Origin of the sequence: Litorilituus lipolyticus, assembly GCF_006439335.1 — a bacterium.
Lineage (GTDB): Bacteria > Pseudomonadota > Gammaproteobacteria > Enterobacterales > Alteromonadaceae > Colwellia > Colwellia lipolytica.
In genome coordinates this window covers 1-17,239 of record NZ_SAWY01000006.1, presented here as the reverse complement: position 1 = coordinate 17,239, position 17,239 = coordinate 1, and the positions used below count along the sequence as shown (strand labels likewise).

Genomic DNA, 17,239 nt, shown 5'->3' with positions numbered 1-17,239 from the left:
ATGGTCTTTCACAGACTGCACTGTTGCTCGCGTAAAGCACATATAACATTAGTACTTTAGTGCTATTTTCTTTTTTTGGCACAAGTTTCGCATTATTTGACATGAAAATTATAAGAATTGATTTATCAATCGAACTAACTTTAACCTCAAATAAAGGAAAACTTATGCTAACTTCAATCATTTTTTCTATGGCACTTGCTACTGCACCAATTACAGAGCAAGACACTCAAACATCAACCAGTTCTTCGCTCCATTCCCAACTGCAAACTTTCCTTGTTGGTGATAAAAGAGGTTCCATCAGAATCGGCGATAAAAGAGGCTCTATCAGAATCGGCGATAAAAGAGGTTCCATCAGAATCGGCGATAAAAGAGGCTCTATCAGAATCGGCGATAAAAGAGGTTCTATCAGAATCGGCGATAAAAGAGGTTCTATCCGTATATAAGTAAGGAGCCAACATGCTTAATATGTTCAAACTATTTTTTGCGCTAAATAAAGCAGAAAAGAAAAAAGAGAATCCAATAGCAAAAAGTATTGAGATAAGAGAGATGCCAGCTAGTTCTTGGTGGTCTTAGCGATATGATTGTGTTGAAATATTAACGCTAACCTCCAAAGGGATGGCGTTTTTTTTTGCGCTAAGCGTTAAACAATACCGATTGAATTGAAATAAATCGTGCTGATTGAACTCGTTTCTTCATCGTAAACATTGGCCAAGCTAAGGGGCCAAACATTAAACCTGCTAAAGCCCAGCGTTTTCGTCCTAATCCAGAGAAAGTGGCCTGAAAATAAAAAAACATTGAGCAGCCTAGACAACTCAAAAGTACAGCTAAAAATAACATAACAACTCTACAACTTTCTAATGCTATAAAATGATAACTTTATGGTAGGCACCATAAAAAACCACGGCAATATAAAGAAAAGCTCACTGCCTTGCAAGATTAATTTATAAACAATGTTTATTAATTCTAATCAACTAATATTTCTACTGACGCTAAAAATAAAAAGAGGCAAATCTATGCCCCTTTTTTTGAAAAACATCTTAAGTTCATGGCAACAAAAAGACCTTGATTTTTAAGAGGTTATTATAAGTTTTACATTAGCTGTAGTATTTTTCACCTTTTTCAGCCATAGCAACTAATGCTTCACAAGGTGAAAATCTATCCCCATGTTCTTTTGTCCACTGATTTAACTGGCTCACCACATTTTGTGCACCTAAAGCATCTAAATATCTAAAAGGTCCTCCTAAAAATGGTGGAAAGCCAATACCAAATATTGCACCGATATCACCATCTCTCGCATTGCGAACTATGCCCTCATCTAAACATCTAGCAGCTTCATTTAGCATCATAAAGGTACAACGTTTTGATATTTCTTCAGAGTCAAGTTTGCCTGATGGTGTAATGCTTAATAGAGAATAAATAGATTCATCAACTTGCTTACCACCCTTCTTAAATAGTTTCTTCAAGGGTGAGACTTTCTCTGTTGAATAACGGTAAAAACCTTTTCCTGATTTTTTACCTAAACGGCCATCTTCAAGCAACTTACCAAATGCATCAGGAGGTGAGAATCTGTCCCCTAAATCAGCTTGAAGAATTGGTCCAATCTTCGCGCCTACATCAATGCCTACTTCATCAAGTAATTGCATCGGCCCAACAGGGAAACCAAATGAAACAAGTGCATTATCTAACTTATCAATGGGCTCACCTGAAAGCAGTAGAATAGCAGCTTCGTTCATGTAAGGAGCTAAAATACGGTTTACATAAAAACCTGCTTTATCTTTAACAACAATCGGGGTTTTCCCTTGCTTTTTAGCAAAAGCTACCGTTGTTGAAATCGTTTTATCAGAAGTTCCTTCATGAGGGATAATTTCAGCCAAAGGCATTTTATCGACAGGAGAAAAATAATGAAGCCCTATAACGTTTTCAGGGCGAGATGCTTTAGCCGCAATTTTTCCTATGGGTAAACTAGAAGTATTACTGGCGAAAATTGTATTCTCTTTAGCGTTATCTTCAACATCTGTAACCATTTTCTGCTTTAAAGATAAGTCTTCAAATACGGCTTCAATAACAATATCTAGGTTTTTAAAACCTTTATAGTCAACAGTACCGGTAATCATAGCTAACTGCTTTTGCATTTCACTTTTAAGCATAAAACGGCGTTTAACTTTTTTATTCAACAGGTCATAACTATACTTCAGCGCATGACCAATACCGTTATGATTTATATCTTTAATTCTTGCGGGAACATTTGCTTTCGTTGCAGTAACAAAGGCAATGCCGCCCCCCATCAAACCGCCACCAAGCACACCTGCATTGACTATTTTCTCTGGCATTACATCAGCAACACCCTGCTCTTTTTTCATCTCAGTTGTTGCAAAAAATAGTTGTCTTAGCTGTGCTGAAACATCTGTCATGGCTAACTCACCAAAATGATCGGCCTCAACTTGATAACCTTGAGCACTCGAAGATTCAATGCCCGTTCTAATGCAATCAATAATTTTAATGGGTGCAGGATAATTACCTTTTGTTTTAGATAATACAGATTTAGTCGCTTGCTTAAACACAATATTACGACCCGCAGCATTATTTTCTAATAACTTATCCATGAAGCTTACTTTACGCTTCGATGCACCTTGTGTTTTCTTAGAAACCTTACCTGATAATGCTAATTTTTCAGCGGTTTCGAGTAAAATACTTTCTGGTACTACATCATTTACTAAACCAGCTTTAAGTGCTTGCTTTGCGCGTAACTGTTTGCCCGTTAGCATCATATCAAGCGCTTTTTGAATGCCTACTAACTTAGGCAGCCTTTGTGTACCACCACTACCAGGCAATAAGCCTAATTGCACCTCTGGTAAGCCAAGTGCTGTTTTAGGGTTGTCGGTACATACTCTTCCATGACAAGCCAATGCTAACTCTAAACCACCACCTAAGCATGGCCCATCAATCGCTGCAACCACAGGTATATCTAATTGCTCTAATTGAGAAAATATCATTTGACCTTGCCTAGACAAAGCAACGACTTCTTCTTGGGTCTCACAACTGTCAATCATATTAATATCTGCACCAGCAACAAAAGAGCCTTGTTTACCACTGCAAATGACAACACCTGTAATACTACTATCAGCCTTAATTTCAGCTAATACTTGAGCAACTTGCTCTGCAAATTCTGCTTTTAGTGTATTCATTGTCTCACCAACAACATCCATCACTAAACGCGCAATACCATTTTCCTGCTTAACTAAACTGAAAGCACTTTCTATTGTTTTATTATCAGTCATTAATCTGTCTCCACAACCATTGCAGCACCAAGGCCACCTGCAGCGCAAGCTGTTGTTAGGCCAACACCACCGCCACGTCGTTTAAGTTCATTCAAGGTTTGTGTTATTAATCTTGCCCCTGTTGCTGCAAAAGGGTGACCATAAGCAATAGAGCCCCCCATTACATTGAACTTGGTCATATCAATTTCACCAATTGCTTTGTCTCTACCTAAATGCTCCTGAGCAAACTTTTTACTAGCAAACATCTTCATATTAGCTAAAGCTTGTGCTGCAAAAGCCTCATGCATTTCAACTAAATCTAAATCTGCTAATTCCATGCCTGCACGCTTTAATGCAATAGGGGTTGCATGGCTTGGACCCATTAACATGTCTTGCCACACATCTATTGCCGCAAAACCATAACTACGAATATAACCAAGCGGTTGGTAACCTAATTCTTTTGCCCTTCCTTCTCGCATCAATAATATAGCTGCTGCACCATCTGTCAGCGGAGTACTTGTTGCTGCGGTCACTGTGCCATGCTTTCTATCAAACACTGGGCGTAATTTGCTATAACTTCCTAACTCTGAATTCTCACGAATACAATTATCTTTTTCTATGAAACCTTTATAGGGTTCGCTGTGTGCGACCATCACTTCATCAGCTAACTTTCCTTCTGCCCAGCTTTGCGTTGCTAGCGTATGAGAGCGGTGGGCTAATGCATCTTGATCTTCACGTGATATTTGATAGGTCTTTGCCATTTGCTCCGCAGTCTGCCCCATAGATATCCCTGTAGAATATTCAGCTACTGCAGGTGCAACAGGTAAAATATCTTTAAACCCTAGTTTGCGAATTAACGCTATTTTTTGCCCTAAAGTTTTAGTTTTACTTAAATCTAAAAGTGTTTTAGCAAACTTTTTAGAAACACCAATGGGTGCTACAGATGAAGAATCAGCACCACCGGCAATACCAACATCAACAACCCCTGCCATAATTGACTCAGCTACATTTACTGTAGATTGAAAGCTGGTAGCACAAGCCCTAGAAACACTATAAGCATCGGTATGAACATTCATTCCAGTACCTAATACTATTTCACGAGCAATATTGGGTGCTTCTGGCATTTGCACAACCTGACCAAAGACAAGTTGTTCAACAACAGCAGGATCAATATCATGCTTTTTCATTAATTCGTTAACAACAATCTTGCCTAAGTCTACAGCAGGAACACCATGAAATGCGGTAGCTTGCTTAGCAAATGGCGTTCTAAGTCCTGCTACTATAGCTATACGTTCGCCATTTGAAGTGGCTAGTTTTTTTGCTGTCATCAAATTCTCCATCTCTATGTATAAACCAATAAAGGTACTGACCATTTATATGGTTGAGTTTTTTAACATTGATTTTGAATAGTAATTTTTACAAAACCAAGAGGTCTGACCTGTCAATATTATTTGATTCTATCTCACTGACAGAAAATTACAATCCCCTATTTTGACCTCTGCTACTTACTCAAAAAAGTAATCCTCAAATTAATTCCCTAAGAAGGAAATCAATAATTAGGCAAAGTGTTGTTACAAAATTACTATTAGTGTCTTCTTTATACTTGTTTTTTTTAACTTCAGCCCTATGTATACTGTTACGTCGTTTATTAATGATTAAACATTGATGTTTAAAGCAGTAATTTAGCCCCTAATAGAAAGATAGAACAAGTATGGCAATAGAACATTTTTCCGCATTAAAACAACACTTATCAACACAAATTATTGGCCAACAAGCATTAGTTGAAAATTTACTTATTGCTTTACTCGCAGATGGTCACTTAATTGTTGAAGGACCACCAGGACTTGCTAAAACGAGAGCTGTAAATGCCCTTGCCGATGGCCTTGAAGCTGACTTTCATCGTATACAATTTACCCCTGATCTTTTACCTGCTGATTTAACAGGTACAGATATTTACCGCCCTGAAGATGGTAGCTTTGTTTTCCAACAAGGTCCTTTATTTCAAAACCTTGTACTAGCCGATGAAATTAACCGCGCACCTGCCAAGGTTCAATCAGCGTTATTAGAAGCAATGGCAGAAGGACAAATCACTGTTGGTCGAAAAACCTACCAACTACCTGAATTGTTTCTTGTTATGGCAACACAAAACCCTATTGAACAAGAGGGAACCTATCCTCTACCAGAGGCTCAGTTAGATCGATTTTTAATGCATTTAGAAATTGATTATCCAGATGCTGAAAGCGAACTAGATATTTTAAAGTTAAACCGTGGTGAGGCTATTTCTAATCAAGGTTCGGCTGATGAAGAGCAAAAATCAGCTTTACGTGTATTAAGTCAAGATGAAATATTTTTAGCTAGAAAAGAAGTATTAAATATTCATATGGCTCCTTCCCTAGAGAAGTATCTGGTAGATCTAATCATTGCAACTCGACAACCTGAAAAATATGATGACAAACTTAAATCATGGTTAGCTTTTGGTGCGAGTCCTCGAGCAACCATTGCGCTTGATCGTTGTGCACGTGCTAGAGCTTGGTTACACAATAGAGACTTTGTCAGCCCAGAAGATATTCAAGCAGTATTTCATAATGTACTTCGACATAGAATTTTACTAAGTTATCAGGCTGAAGCAGAAGGGATAACAGCAAACCAATTATTAGATCATTTACTTAATCTAGTTGCCGTAGCATAACGGTATCTAACCTAAATAATGTTATTTTTTTCATAATTAAATCAGTAATATCAATTGAGATAAAGTACCTTTATGTGGTTTAAGCAAATATTATCTAATAAAAGTCAAAGTAAAAATCAAAATGCTGATTGTGAACAAATTTTAGCGAGCATCCAAAGTAATGGCGTTGATCTATCAATGCCAGAGTTACTGCAATATCAAAGTAAAACTGCATTAATTAATTTAACTGCAAAGAAAAATATTCATGGCCGTCAATCTGGTAACTACTTATCTCGTAGTAAAGGTCGAGGAATGGAGTTTGATGAAGTCCGTCATTACCAAACGGGTGATGATATTCGCGCAATAGACTGGCGTGTCACTGCGAGGACAGGAAAAACGCATACCAAACTATTTAGAGAAGAAATTGAAAGACCAGTTTTAATTGCAACGGATCTCTCCAGTAATATGCATTTTGGTAGCAAACTTTTGCTAAAATCAGTCCAAGCGTCACATTTAGCCGCCCTAGTTGCATGGCACGCAAAAGAACGTGGTGACAGATTAGGCGGTATTGTCTTTAATCAAACTCAACATAAAGAATTAAAACCACGTAGCAGAAAAGAAGGTGTTCTTCATTATTTGCATGCACTTACCTCAGTTCACCAAAGTTCAAAATCACATAGCCACAAAGTTAATTCAGGCATCATTAGCAACAGTTCACTACCTCTAGAAGATGAATCAAATGTAGCTATGCCAGTTGAAAAAGAAAGTTTTGAAGATAATTTTGAAAGAAATTGTGCTCGTATTAGGCAACTAGCTAAGCCTGGTTCCCTTGTCTATTTCATTACTGATGCCCAAGCGCTTAATCCAAATAATACAAATCATGCAATTTTAAGGCATTTAAGCCAAATATCACAACATTGTGAACTAGTTATTTGTTTAATTAGTGATCCTTTAGAACACACATTACCCGATAGTGATATAAAATGTCCTGTAAATATTACTGACGGGATTGAAAAACAGCAATTAACCCTTGGAGATACGAAAACATCTGCTGAATACCAGCAAGCCGCTTCAAGTTTAATGCATCATAAAAAACAGCGACTTTCTGAAACAGGTGCGAGAGTAGTAGAGATCTGTACTGGAACTCCCCTAGAAGAACAACTTAGCGCAGGTGGTATTCAATGAAATCTTTTATAAGTATAAGGTCAATATTGCTTAGTTTAGTGTTTAGTTTCTCGACACAAGTACCCCTTGTATTAGCAAATACTCCTCAGCAATTGCCCGCAGCAGGTCAACCCTCTGCTTCACCACTACAATTAAATGATATTCACTTACCTGAAAAGGTAAGCCAACTGCCAATATCGTATGGTTGGTGGTTATTACTATTACTCATTGCCATTGCCATTTATTTTTCAGTACGCAAATTTAAACAACACAAACAGCGCAACAAATACAAAAACCAAGCAATAAAGTTACTTTCAACATCAATGAATAGCGAAGAGGTTATTACATTATTAAAGTGGGCAGCATTGCAATACTTCCCTCGCGCTCAGTTAAGTAAATTATATGGTGAGCAGTTTCAGCAATTTTTAATGGAACAATTACCTAAAAAGCACCAACAACAATTTTCAGCATTAACATCAGACAGTTTTAGCATTCAATATCAACAACATAGTAATGCACCAAATGAACAGTGCTATCAAGCCGCAAAACTGTGGCTAGCACAAGCTCTCCCTCCTAAAGTAAAAGTAGTAAAAGGAGGCATTGATGATTAATTTCGCATGGCCTTGGCTTTTAGCGTTACTTCCATTGCCCTTATTTGTTTATTTTCTACCTGCGAAAAAAACAAAGCAAGCCACTAGCGCTTTAAAAATGCCAACACTTATCAGAGTTTCTAACGAGGTAACTGTTTCATCACAAAGTAAGAAACTGCCAATGTTATTGCTAATGACTTGTTGGATACTTGTTGTCGTTGCACTTAGTAGACCGCAATGGTTAGGCGATGCCATAGACATACCTACACAAGGTAGAGAAATGATGATAGCCGTTGACTTATCAGGCAGCATGCAAATCGAAGATATGCAGTTAAATAACAGTACAGTTAACCGATTAACTATGCTCAAAGTTGTTTTAGGTGACTTTATAGAAAGGCGAGTGGGCGATCGTCTAGGCTTAATTCTCTTTGGTGATGATGCTTACATGCAAACGCCGATGACTTTTGATAGAAAAACTGTCAAACAAATGCTTGATGAAAGCGAATTAGGCTTAGTGGGAAGAAAAACAGCCATCGGTGATGCAATTGCTTTAGCGGTAAAGCGCTTTGATGAAAAGAAAGAATCAAACAAAGTATTACTGCTTTTAACTGATGGTCAAAATACTGCTGGCAAGATATCGCCAGAGCAAGCTTTAGAACTCGCTGTAGCAAAAGATATAACGATTTATACTGTCGGGATCGGTGCTGAAGTCATGATACAACAATCACTATTCGGTAGCCGCAGGGTAAACCCTTCTAGCGAGTTAGACGAGCAAAGTTTAGCAGAAATTGCCGAAAAAACGGGTGGTAAATATTTCCGCGCCAAAGACAGCCAAGGAATGAGTGAAATCTACAACTTACTTGATCAACTTGAGCCTATTGAACAAGATCAACAGCAAATGCGCCCGCTTTCTGCATTATTTTATTGGCCATTAGCTATTGCGACAATTATTACTACATTAGCCATATTAATGATGAATTTTAAAAGCTTAATACCTACAGCAAGACAACATTCTAAATCATCTTCCTATTCAAGTATTGGTAAACGATAATATGACTTTTGATTTCAACCAATTTATTGAACATTTTCATTTTGTAAGGCCGTGGTGGCTAATAACATTTTCTGTGTTATTACTCATTATTTATGTACTTAAGAAACAACGACACTTCAACTCACCATGGCAGCAATTACTGCCTAAGCATCTAGCCAATGTTGTACTTGAAACATCTGATAATAATGCAACAAACAAGCAAAGATTTTTTGCATTCAGTAGCCCAATAGTTAAACCTTTAATCATCGGAACTTGTGTCATTTTTGCTCTTGCTGGCCCTGCATGGCAAAAACTGCCACAACCAGTTTATCAGCTAGAAAGAGGCTCTGTGCTTATAATGGATATGTCATATTCAATGTACGCTACAGATATAAAACCTAACCGATTAACCCGAGCAAGGTTTAAAGCAATCGACTTACTTAACACCCTAAATGAAGGTGAAATAGGTTTGATCGCCTATGCTGGCGATGCATTCACTATAAGCCCTCTTACGCAAGATATTAAAAATATTGAGTTATTGCTCCCTTCTCTATCGCCTGAAATTATGCCTGTCCTTGGTGCTAATGCCTTTGCCGCTTTATCAATGGCTCACGAAACACTCATTAATGCAGGTCATGTAACGGGTGATATTTATTGGTTTACTGACGATATTGATAATGAAGAAATGTCAGACGTGTTTGATTGGGCTAAAACATATGGCCACAGAGTCAATATTTTAGGTATTGGTACTCCAAATGGAGCGCCAATTAAATTAAACTCAGGTGAATTACTCAAAGATCGCTCTGGTGCAATTGTGGTACCTAAATTACCAGAGGGTAAACTTGCTTCCATCGCCAAGCGTGCTCAAGGTAAATACAGTACAATCACCCATGGCGATGAAGATATACGCTTATTGGTACAACAAGCTAAAAACAATGACACTGATAACCGTACTCAAGATAAAAAGGAGCAACATTTGCAGCAAGGTGACCAATATTACGAACAAGGTCCTTGGCTGCTTATTATCATTTTACCTTTAGTATTAAGTTATTTTCGTCGTGGCGTACTGCTATCCCTTGCACCGATAGTACCGTTATTTTTAATCTCAAGTGTTTTAAACTCTCAAAACGCCTTAGCCAATAATTCAGCAGCGGAACAAGCTATTCAAACAACCCCACAAGTTGTAACAGATAGCGCGACAGCTTCTACTCATCAGCCAGAATCTAAAGTAAAAACCTTGTGGAATAACCTTTGGCAAACTCCAGATCAGCAAGGGCAAAAGCATTTTGAGCAACAGCAATACCAGCAAGCAGCAAATCAATTTGACAATACACAATGGCAAGGAAGTGCCCATTACAAAGCTGGCAATTACCCAAAAGCTCTTGAAGCTTTTAAACAAAGTGAAAGCAGTGATGCACTATACAACCAAGGAAATGCTTTAGCCCAAATGCAACAATTTGATCAAGCTATAGATGCATATAAAAAGGCTTTAGCTAAAGACCCAACCTTAACAGACGCTAAAGAAAATATCGAAAAGATAGAAGAGCTAAAAAAACAACAAGAACAGCAACAACAACAGCAAGGCGAGCAGCAGCAAGGCGAGCAACAGCAAAGCGAGCAGCAGCAAAGCGAGCAGCAGCAAAGCGAGCAGCAGCAAGGCGAACAACAGCAAAGCGAACAACAGCAAAGCGAACAACAGCAAAGCGAACAACAGCAAAGCGAACAACAGCAAAGCGAACAACAGCAAAGTGAGCAACTGCAAGGTGAAGTGTCAGATGAAGACTCTGAGTCACCAGCAAATGAAAAAGCAGCAACTAGCAAATTGTTAGACAAACAAGCAAAAGAAACTGAACAAAAACATCAACAACTATTAAATAAAGTGACTGATGATCCTTACTTGCTACTACGTAATAAAATGAAATTAGAGTATCAAAAAAGGCAGCAAGGTGGTTCAAGAAAAGGAGCAGAAAAGCAGTGGTAATATCTAAGGCAATTCAAACATTAAATTTTTGTACATTTGTATTTCTAATGACGTTAAGTCATTCAACATATGCATTAACTAATGTAACTGCGACAGTTGATAAAAACCCTGTAATGCATAATGAGTCAATAGTATTAACAGTCATTGCCGATGACGATGTTGAAAGAAACCAACTTGATACTTCACCGCTATTAAAAGATTTTATTGTGGGTCAAACATCCGTTAGCTCTCAAACGACTATGGTGAACTTCAAAACCAGTAGAACAACAAGCTGGCAAATACTGCTGATAGCGAGAAAAACAGGGAAGCTAACAATTCCTGCATTAGAGATTGAAGGTAACTTTAGCCAGCCTATTACTCTTGAAGTTTTACAGCAATCAGAACACGACAATAAAAACCAACAAGATATTTTTATTACTAGTGAATTATCTCGTCATGAAGTTTTTGTTCAACAACTACTGACCCTGACATTAAAACTACATTTTTCTGTTGAACTGAAAAGTGGCAACTTAACTGAGCCTGAATTAGCTGGCGCTACTGTTGAAAAAATTGGGCAAGATCAACAATCAGATACCATTATCAACGGTAAACGTTACCGCGTTATTGAACAAACCTACGCCATTACACCAGAAAAAAGCGGTACATTTGATTTAGCCGCCCCTATGTTTTCTGGTGAAGTTATGATGCCATCAAGAAGGCGTTCTAATTTCTTAAGTTTTGCTGAAACAAAACCTGTAAGTATTTTGGGCGAGAAAATGGAATTAGTGGTTAAACCAATTCCTGATAGCTTTATTAACCAAAGCCAAAATAATAAACAAATGAGTTGGTTGCCGAGTGAATTATTATCATTGCACCAAGAATGGCAAGCAAATGGTCAAGACTATATGGTAGGAGAGCCAATTACGAGAACAATTACCTTAACTGCGGCGGGCTTATCTAAAGCGCAACTGCCCGTCATCAATATGAAAGCGGCAAAAGGCTTGAAAGTATACCCAGACCAAGCGCAATTACACTCAAATCTAACGAAAGAGCGATTAGTAAGTCAAAAAGTACAAAATTTTGCTTTAGTGGCAAGTCATGCTGGGCGTTTTATACTACCTGAGATTCGTATAACTTGGTTTAATACAGTAACCAACAAAATTGAACACGCAACGTTACCAGAACAAACGATAACAGTAAAAGAAAACCCTGATGCGCCAAACTCGAATTTAACAAATATTGCCACAACCCAACCAGCAAAAAGCTCTAACAATGAAGCAATAGCCCCCTCATTATCTCCTAGCTCAAAGCAAGCACATTTACCGTCATCAGAAACAAATAACTTACAATGGTTATTTCTAGGATTATGGGTTGTAACCCTGCTGGCATGGCTTATACATGTCAGCTTAATTAAGCAGAGAAAGCCTAATACACCTTTAGCAGAATCAACACACGATAGTGGTCAAAGTTATATTAAGCTACTCGCTGCATGTAAAAAAGGCCAAGCACAACTAACGCTTGATTTGATAATACCTTGGCTCAACCATAGTTTAAAACTCTCTGGTTCTGCTCAAATTACAACAATAGCCCAAGCACAAGCAGTTGTATCTGAACAAAACTTCTCAACAGCCCTCAATGAATTGCAACAGCATTTGTTTGGCAAAAATGCCATTTCTGGAGCGCCAAATTGGCAAGGCGATATGCTGTTATCTGCCATTCAACAATTTAATAAAAGACAACAAACGCCGACATCTACCTCATTGCAACTAAACCCTTAATTGACTCGCACTAGCACTTTTTCATAAGTGCTAGTTTTTCTCTAGGCGGTAATTATTTGCAATATAATATTTACCATCACATGACTAAATTCAAACAATAAAACATAAGTCATTTGCTAGAGCGTGTTGCTCTTTGTGGTACAGATGTTGTTCGAATTAAACCTGATTTAATCAAGGCGTAGCGATTGATGTATAGTTGTTCTATATAAATGAGCTACAACAATGAGTAAATCACGTTTGAACGAATCCTACGGACAGCGTCCATTTGAAATTTCTACGGCGTTATTGCCTATTTATGGGGAATCACCACATTACATAGACTCTTCCTTGTATAAATATCAAATTTTCTGCTGCAAAAGTGTACATCAAAGTTCAACACGCTCTAATATTAAATTAATTAATTTTTTTGAAATATATTCAGCAAACGTCAGGTCTTAACTAACATGATTACAAAACAAGTTAGATATGAGGCGCTAGTTAAAGCGCTACACGGTGATTTATACCGGTATGCTTATTGGCTTTGTCACGAAAAACAAGTGGCTGAAGACTTAGTGCAAGAAACTTTTCTTCGCGCATGGCGAGCCTTAGACTCATTAAAGGATGAGAAAGCTGCTAAATCATGGTTAATCACTATTTTACGTAGAGAGAACGCTAGACGTTTTGAGCGAAAGCGTTTTGACATGGGAGAATTTGATGAAGCATCAATTACTGATAATCAATCACTCAGTAATGAGCAAAACATTGAAAACTCTTGGTTAAGAGAAAAAATAGCACAACTACCTGCAGAATACTCAGAGCCTTTAGTATTACAGGTATTAGGAGGTTTTAGTGGTGAAGATATTGCTTCAATCCTCAATTTAAACAAGAACACAGTTATGACCCGCTTATTTAGAGCAAGAAATCAATTGAAAGAAGCACTAGAGGCTGAACCAGAACAACGAGGTTTATACAATGGATGATTTACAATTTAGACGTACCATTTACGCCGATCCTAAAAGCCAAGATGAAGCTCTACTTGCTGCTCTTCAAGCTGATCCAACCAAAAAGCAATTTGCTCAAGAGTTAAACCAACTCGATGATAAAATTGCTCAGGCTTTGAATATACCTGTACCTGATGATTTATCAGACAAATTAATTTTGCGTCAAACCTTAGCAAGCCATCAAGTACAAAAACGTAAAAAACGCTTCCACCTTGCCCTAGCAGCTTCTGTAGCTATTACTGCAGGTTTACTTGTTAACTTCACTCTTTTTTCGAGTGCTCACTCCAATTTAGGTGATTATGCCTTGGCTCATGTTTATCATGAACAAGGTGATTTTTCTAATAGTGATACTGCTAGAGTTGACTTAACATCACTCAATAAAAAAATGGCAGCATTTAATGGCAACTTTACCAGCTCAGTAGGTCAATTGCTTTCAGCTGACTACTGTCGCTTTGATGGCATGAAAAGCTTACATCTAGTTTTTCAAGGAAAGACTAGCCCTGTTACCGTCTTCGTGGTTCCTAAAAACGATCAACTTAGCTTTAGTGATAGCTTTTCTGATAATAAACTTGTTGGTCAGTCTGCCGCTTTTGATAAAGCCAATGTCATTGTCGTAGGCGACAAAAATGAACCATTGTCTACTTGGCAAGAAAAGCTTGGCAATAATATCTCATGGTCAATATAACGCTCTAATGCTAAGAAAACAAAGACAGTAAAAAGGCTAGTAAAAACTAGCCTTTTTTGTTTTGAATTATTTGAAATTCTCGTCTTTATTTATGATGATTTAACATCGAATCAAATACCGACTCCATATCATCAGAGACTGTTTTATCCATCATACTAACAATGTAAATCGCCAATGAGCACATTATAAAGCCCGGTACAATTTCATAAACAATGGAGCTTAGCGAAGTCCCATTAATAGTTATTGGTGCATAAATCCAGAATAAAACCGTTGCAGCACCGGTAACAATACCGGCTAGCGCACCATTTTTAGTCATTTTAGACCAATACAAACTACCAATAACAACAGGACCAAATGCCGCACCAAACCCTGCCCATGCATTACTTACTAAACTTAATATTGTGCTGTTGCGATCGTAAGCTAAAAAGATTGCCACTAAAGCAACAATCAATACTGAAATTCGGCCAACAAGCACCAACTGTTTTTCGCTTGCTTCTTTGTTTAAAAAAGCTTGATAAAAGTCGCCAGTCAATGAGCTTGATGTCACTAACAATTGAGATGAAATTGTACTCATAATCGCAGCTAGAATGGCGGCTAATAAAAAGCCTGCAACTAACGGGTTAAATAACAATTGTGAAAGCACAATAAAAATGGTTTCAGCATCATCAAGCGCGATCCCGGTTTTGTCTACGTAGGCTATACCTGCAAAACCTGTAGCCATAGCACCAATAAGCGAGACTATCATCCAACTCATACCAATACGTCTGGCTGTAGGCATATCTTTTACACTGCGAATCGCCATAAATCGCACTATGATATGCGGCTGGCCAAAGTAACCTAAACCCCATGCCATCGCAGAGATTATCCCCAATACCGTCATACCACTAAAAGCATTTAGTAATTCAGGATTAATTTGATTAATGCTCGCATGTACTTCATCAACGCCACCTACCTCAATGATAGTAACGACCGGAACTAAAACTAAAGCAATAAACATGATACAGCCTTGCACAAAGTCAGTCAGGCTTACAGCAAGAAAGCCACCAAATAAAGTATAAGCAACAACAACCCCTGCAGTAACATATAAACCAATCTCATATGACATACCAAATGAGCTTTCAAATAATTTACCGCCAGCAACAATGCCGCTAGAGGTATATAACGTGAAGAAGACTACGATAACGATTGAAGATACAACACGTAACAAACGTGTTTTATCCTCAAACCTGTTTTCAAAAAAGTCAGGCAATGTAATAGAATTATTTGCCAGCTCGGTATACGTTCTTAATCTTGGTGCTACAACCAAATAGTTTAAAAATGCGCCGATGATAAGACCAATAGCAATCCAAAGGCTATTTATACCAGACAAATACATAGCCCCAGGAAGGCCCATTAACATCCAACCGCTCATGTCAGAAGCGCCTGCTGATAAGGCTGCAACACTCGGTGATAAGCTTCTACCACCTAACATATATCCAGAAACATCACTGGTTGATTTTCGATAGGCATACAAGCCAATACCTAGCATCACAATAAAATAAATCGCTAATGAAAGCAGAGTGCCAAATTCCAAAATATCACCCGTAAATAGCTAAAATAAAGTCGCTTAACCTACCAAGAATGACACTAAAAAGATACTGTCATAATAAAAATGTATAAATTATAAAAATAAATAACAAAACTAATGAAAATTAACGCGCTTTACCATATATTCAGTAGTATGAATCTTTTACGAATTAGATAATCAAGAATTTATGTATTTTTATGCCGCTAGACAGCCAATTTTAGATAAGAATAAAAAGCTATTTGCCTACGAGTTATTATTTAGGGATAGCCTTGATAATGTCTTTCCTGATGTAGATGGTGATGAAGCAACCAGTAAAATGATTGAGGCTAGCCAATTCAATATGGGTATTAGTGAATTTACTGGTAGCAAACCCGCGTTTATTAATTTTACTCAAGAAACGCTGACTCAAGGCTATGCGGAAATGCTGGCACCTGAAGAAGTCGTTATAGAAGTACTAGAAACAGTAAAACCAGGTAAAAAGCTACTTGCACAATGTAAAGAACTCCACAGAAAAGGTTATACCATTGCCCTAGATGACTATGAACACCAAAGTGTTTGGGGGCATTTCTATCCGTACATTAAAATTATTAAAATTGATATACAATCAAGTAGCTTAGATGAAATTAAACAGGTCATCACTGCTACAAAAGATCATACCCATATTCAACTGCTTGCTGAAAAAGTAGAGACTTACGAAGAATATAATCAATTACTACAAATGGGCTTCGAATATTTCCAAGGCTTCTTTTTCGCCAAACCTGAAGTAGTAAAAACTAAAACGTTATCACCATCTCAGTTAGCAATGGCTGAACTACTTTATGAAACGTCAAAAACTGAGTTAGATCTAAATAGTATTACCAGTGTTTTTGAACGTGATGTATCACTCTCATATAAGTTATTGCGTTATGCAAACTCGGCAATTTTTAGACGTAGAAACGAAATATCTACGATAAAACAAGCGCTGGTAATTTTAGGCTCAGGTGAACTTAAGCGCTTCCTAGGCTTAATGTTCGCTGTTACTGCTAACCCAGACAAACCGACAGAACTCATTAAACTTGCCATGACAAGAGCTAAATTCTGTGAATTAGTTGCTCAAGATATCAGATCAGAAATAGATGTATCGATTGCATTTTTAACGGGCTTATTATCTATGATTGATGCGATATTAGATGAATCCATGGAAAGCATAATGGAAAAACTGCCACTTGCTCAAGACATTAAAGATCCACTACTTACTAAGAAAGGTCCTATGGCAGCCTTAATTAAGCTGGTTGAGTTAATAGAGCATGCTGATTGGGATAAAACTAATTTAGTCATTGAAAAGTTAAAACTTGATAAAGATAAAGCGGTTGAACATTACAATCAAGCACTGGCCTGGGCAGATGAACAAACTGACTTAGCTGGTTAACATCAAGTTGACTTCATATACGGTTCAACATAAAAAAGGAGCTTAACGCTCCTTTTTTTATGTATGACCCGTCCTAAATAAGGTTGACACTTTTCCACGATTAAATTGGAGAGTGTTATGAAATCAATCACTAAACGAACTCAAAGAGATTA

At 37.6% G+C, this 17,239-nt stretch carries 14 protein-coding genes; 10 read left to right on the top strand and 4 right to left on the bottom strand.

The window, feature by feature from the left end:
* Positions 1 to 164: 164 nt before the first annotated feature.
* The gene (locus EPA86_RS03495) at positions 165 to 443 is read left to right on the top strand and encodes a hypothetical protein (protein WP_140601958.1); all 279 of its coding nucleotides are present in this window, start codon (positions 165 to 167) and stop codon (positions 441 to 443) included.
* A 190-nt stretch (positions 444 to 633) separates the two neighbouring features.
* Here EPA86_RS03495 and EPA86_RS03490 read toward each other — a convergent pair whose 3' ends face one another.
* From EPA86_RS03490 to fadI, 3 genes are all read right to left on the bottom strand, one after another.
* Positions 634 to 795: a hypothetical protein gene (locus tag EPA86_RS03490; protein ID WP_246058235.1), complete on the bottom strand. Its 162-nt coding sequence runs from the start codon at positions 793 to 795 to the stop codon at positions 634 to 636.
* A 299-nt stretch (positions 796 to 1,094) separates the two neighbouring features.
* Entirely contained in the window at positions 1,095 to 3,278 is a 2,184-nt protein-coding gene (gene fadJ / locus EPA86_RS03485) for a fatty acid oxidation complex subunit alpha FadJ (protein WP_140601954.1), read from the bottom strand.
* A complete protein-coding gene (gene fadI / locus EPA86_RS03480) occupies positions 3,278 to 4,585 on the bottom strand; it encodes an acetyl-CoA C-acyltransferase FadI (RefSeq protein WP_425462560.1) in 1,308 nt (435 codons plus the stop codon). The genes fadJ and fadI overlap by 1 nt, the downstream gene beginning before the upstream one ends.
* 383 nt (positions 4,586 to 4,968) lie before the next feature.
* Between fadI and EPA86_RS03475 the strand changes: the two genes are divergently transcribed.
* The 8 genes from EPA86_RS03475 (at position 4,969) to EPA86_RS03435 (ending at position 14,112) form a co-directional block, all read left to right on the top strand.
* Positions 4,969 to 5,946 carry an AAA family ATPase gene (locus EPA86_RS03475; protein WP_140601950.1) on the top strand — a complete coding sequence of 326 codons (978 nt, stop codon included), beginning with the start codon at positions 4,969 to 4,971 and terminating at the stop codon, positions 5,944 to 5,946.
* A gap of 72 nt (positions 5,947 to 6,018) precedes the next feature.
* On the top strand, positions 6,019 to 7,110 hold the full coding sequence (locus EPA86_RS03470; RefSeq protein WP_140601948.1) for a DUF58 domain-containing protein: 1,092 nt from the start codon (positions 6,019 to 6,021) through the stop codon (positions 7,108 to 7,110).
* The gene (locus EPA86_RS03465; protein WP_140601946.1) at positions 7,107 to 7,700 is read left to right on the top strand and encodes a DUF4381 domain-containing protein; all 594 of its coding nucleotides are present in this window, start codon (positions 7,107 to 7,109) and stop codon (positions 7,698 to 7,700) included. Before EPA86_RS03470 ends, EPA86_RS03465 begins: the two co-directional genes overlap by 4 nt.
* Positions 7,693 to 8,730: a vWA domain-containing protein gene (locus EPA86_RS03460; protein ID WP_140601944.1), complete on the top strand. Its 1,038-nt coding sequence runs from the start codon at positions 7,693 to 7,695 to the stop codon at positions 8,728 to 8,730. The genes EPA86_RS03465 and EPA86_RS03460 overlap by 8 nt, the downstream gene beginning before the upstream one ends.
* 1 nt (position 8,731) lies before the next feature.
* Positions 8,732 to 10,690 carry a vWA domain-containing protein gene (locus EPA86_RS03455; protein ID WP_140601942.1) on the top strand — a complete coding sequence of 653 codons (1,959 nt, stop codon included), beginning with the start codon at positions 8,732 to 8,734 and terminating at the stop codon, positions 10,688 to 10,690.
* A complete protein-coding gene (locus EPA86_RS03450) occupies positions 10,684 to 12,447 on the top strand; it encodes a BatD family protein (protein WP_246058233.1) in 1,764 nt (587 codons plus the stop codon). Before EPA86_RS03455 ends, EPA86_RS03450 begins: the two co-directional genes overlap by 7 nt.
* 443 nt (positions 12,448 to 12,890) lie before the next feature.
* Complete coding sequence (locus EPA86_RS03440) at positions 12,891 to 13,406, top strand: sigma-70 family RNA polymerase sigma factor (protein WP_140601936.1); 516 nt, start codon at positions 12,891 to 12,893, stop codon at positions 13,404 to 13,406.
* Complete coding sequence (locus EPA86_RS03435) at positions 13,399 to 14,112, top strand: DUF3379 family protein (protein ID WP_140601934.1); 714 nt, start codon at positions 13,399 to 13,401, stop codon at positions 14,110 to 14,112. The genes EPA86_RS03440 and EPA86_RS03435 overlap by 8 nt, the downstream gene beginning before the upstream one ends.
* Positions 14,113 to 14,197: 85 nt before the next feature.
* Here EPA86_RS03435 and putP read toward each other — a convergent pair whose 3' ends face one another.
* Entirely contained in the window at positions 14,198 to 15,685 is a 1,488-nt protein-coding gene (gene putP, locus EPA86_RS03430; RefSeq protein ID WP_140601932.1) for a sodium/proline symporter PutP, read from the bottom strand.
* Positions 15,686 to 15,866: 181 nt separating this feature from the next.
* Here putP and EPA86_RS03425 point away from each other — a divergent pair, with 181 nt between their 5' ends.
* Positions 15,867 to 17,087, top strand: a complete 1,221-nt coding sequence (locus EPA86_RS03425; RefSeq protein ID WP_140601930.1) for an EAL and HDOD domain-containing protein — start codon at positions 15,867 to 15,869, stop codon at positions 17,085 to 17,087.
* Positions 17,088 to 17,239 lie beyond the last annotated feature (152 nt).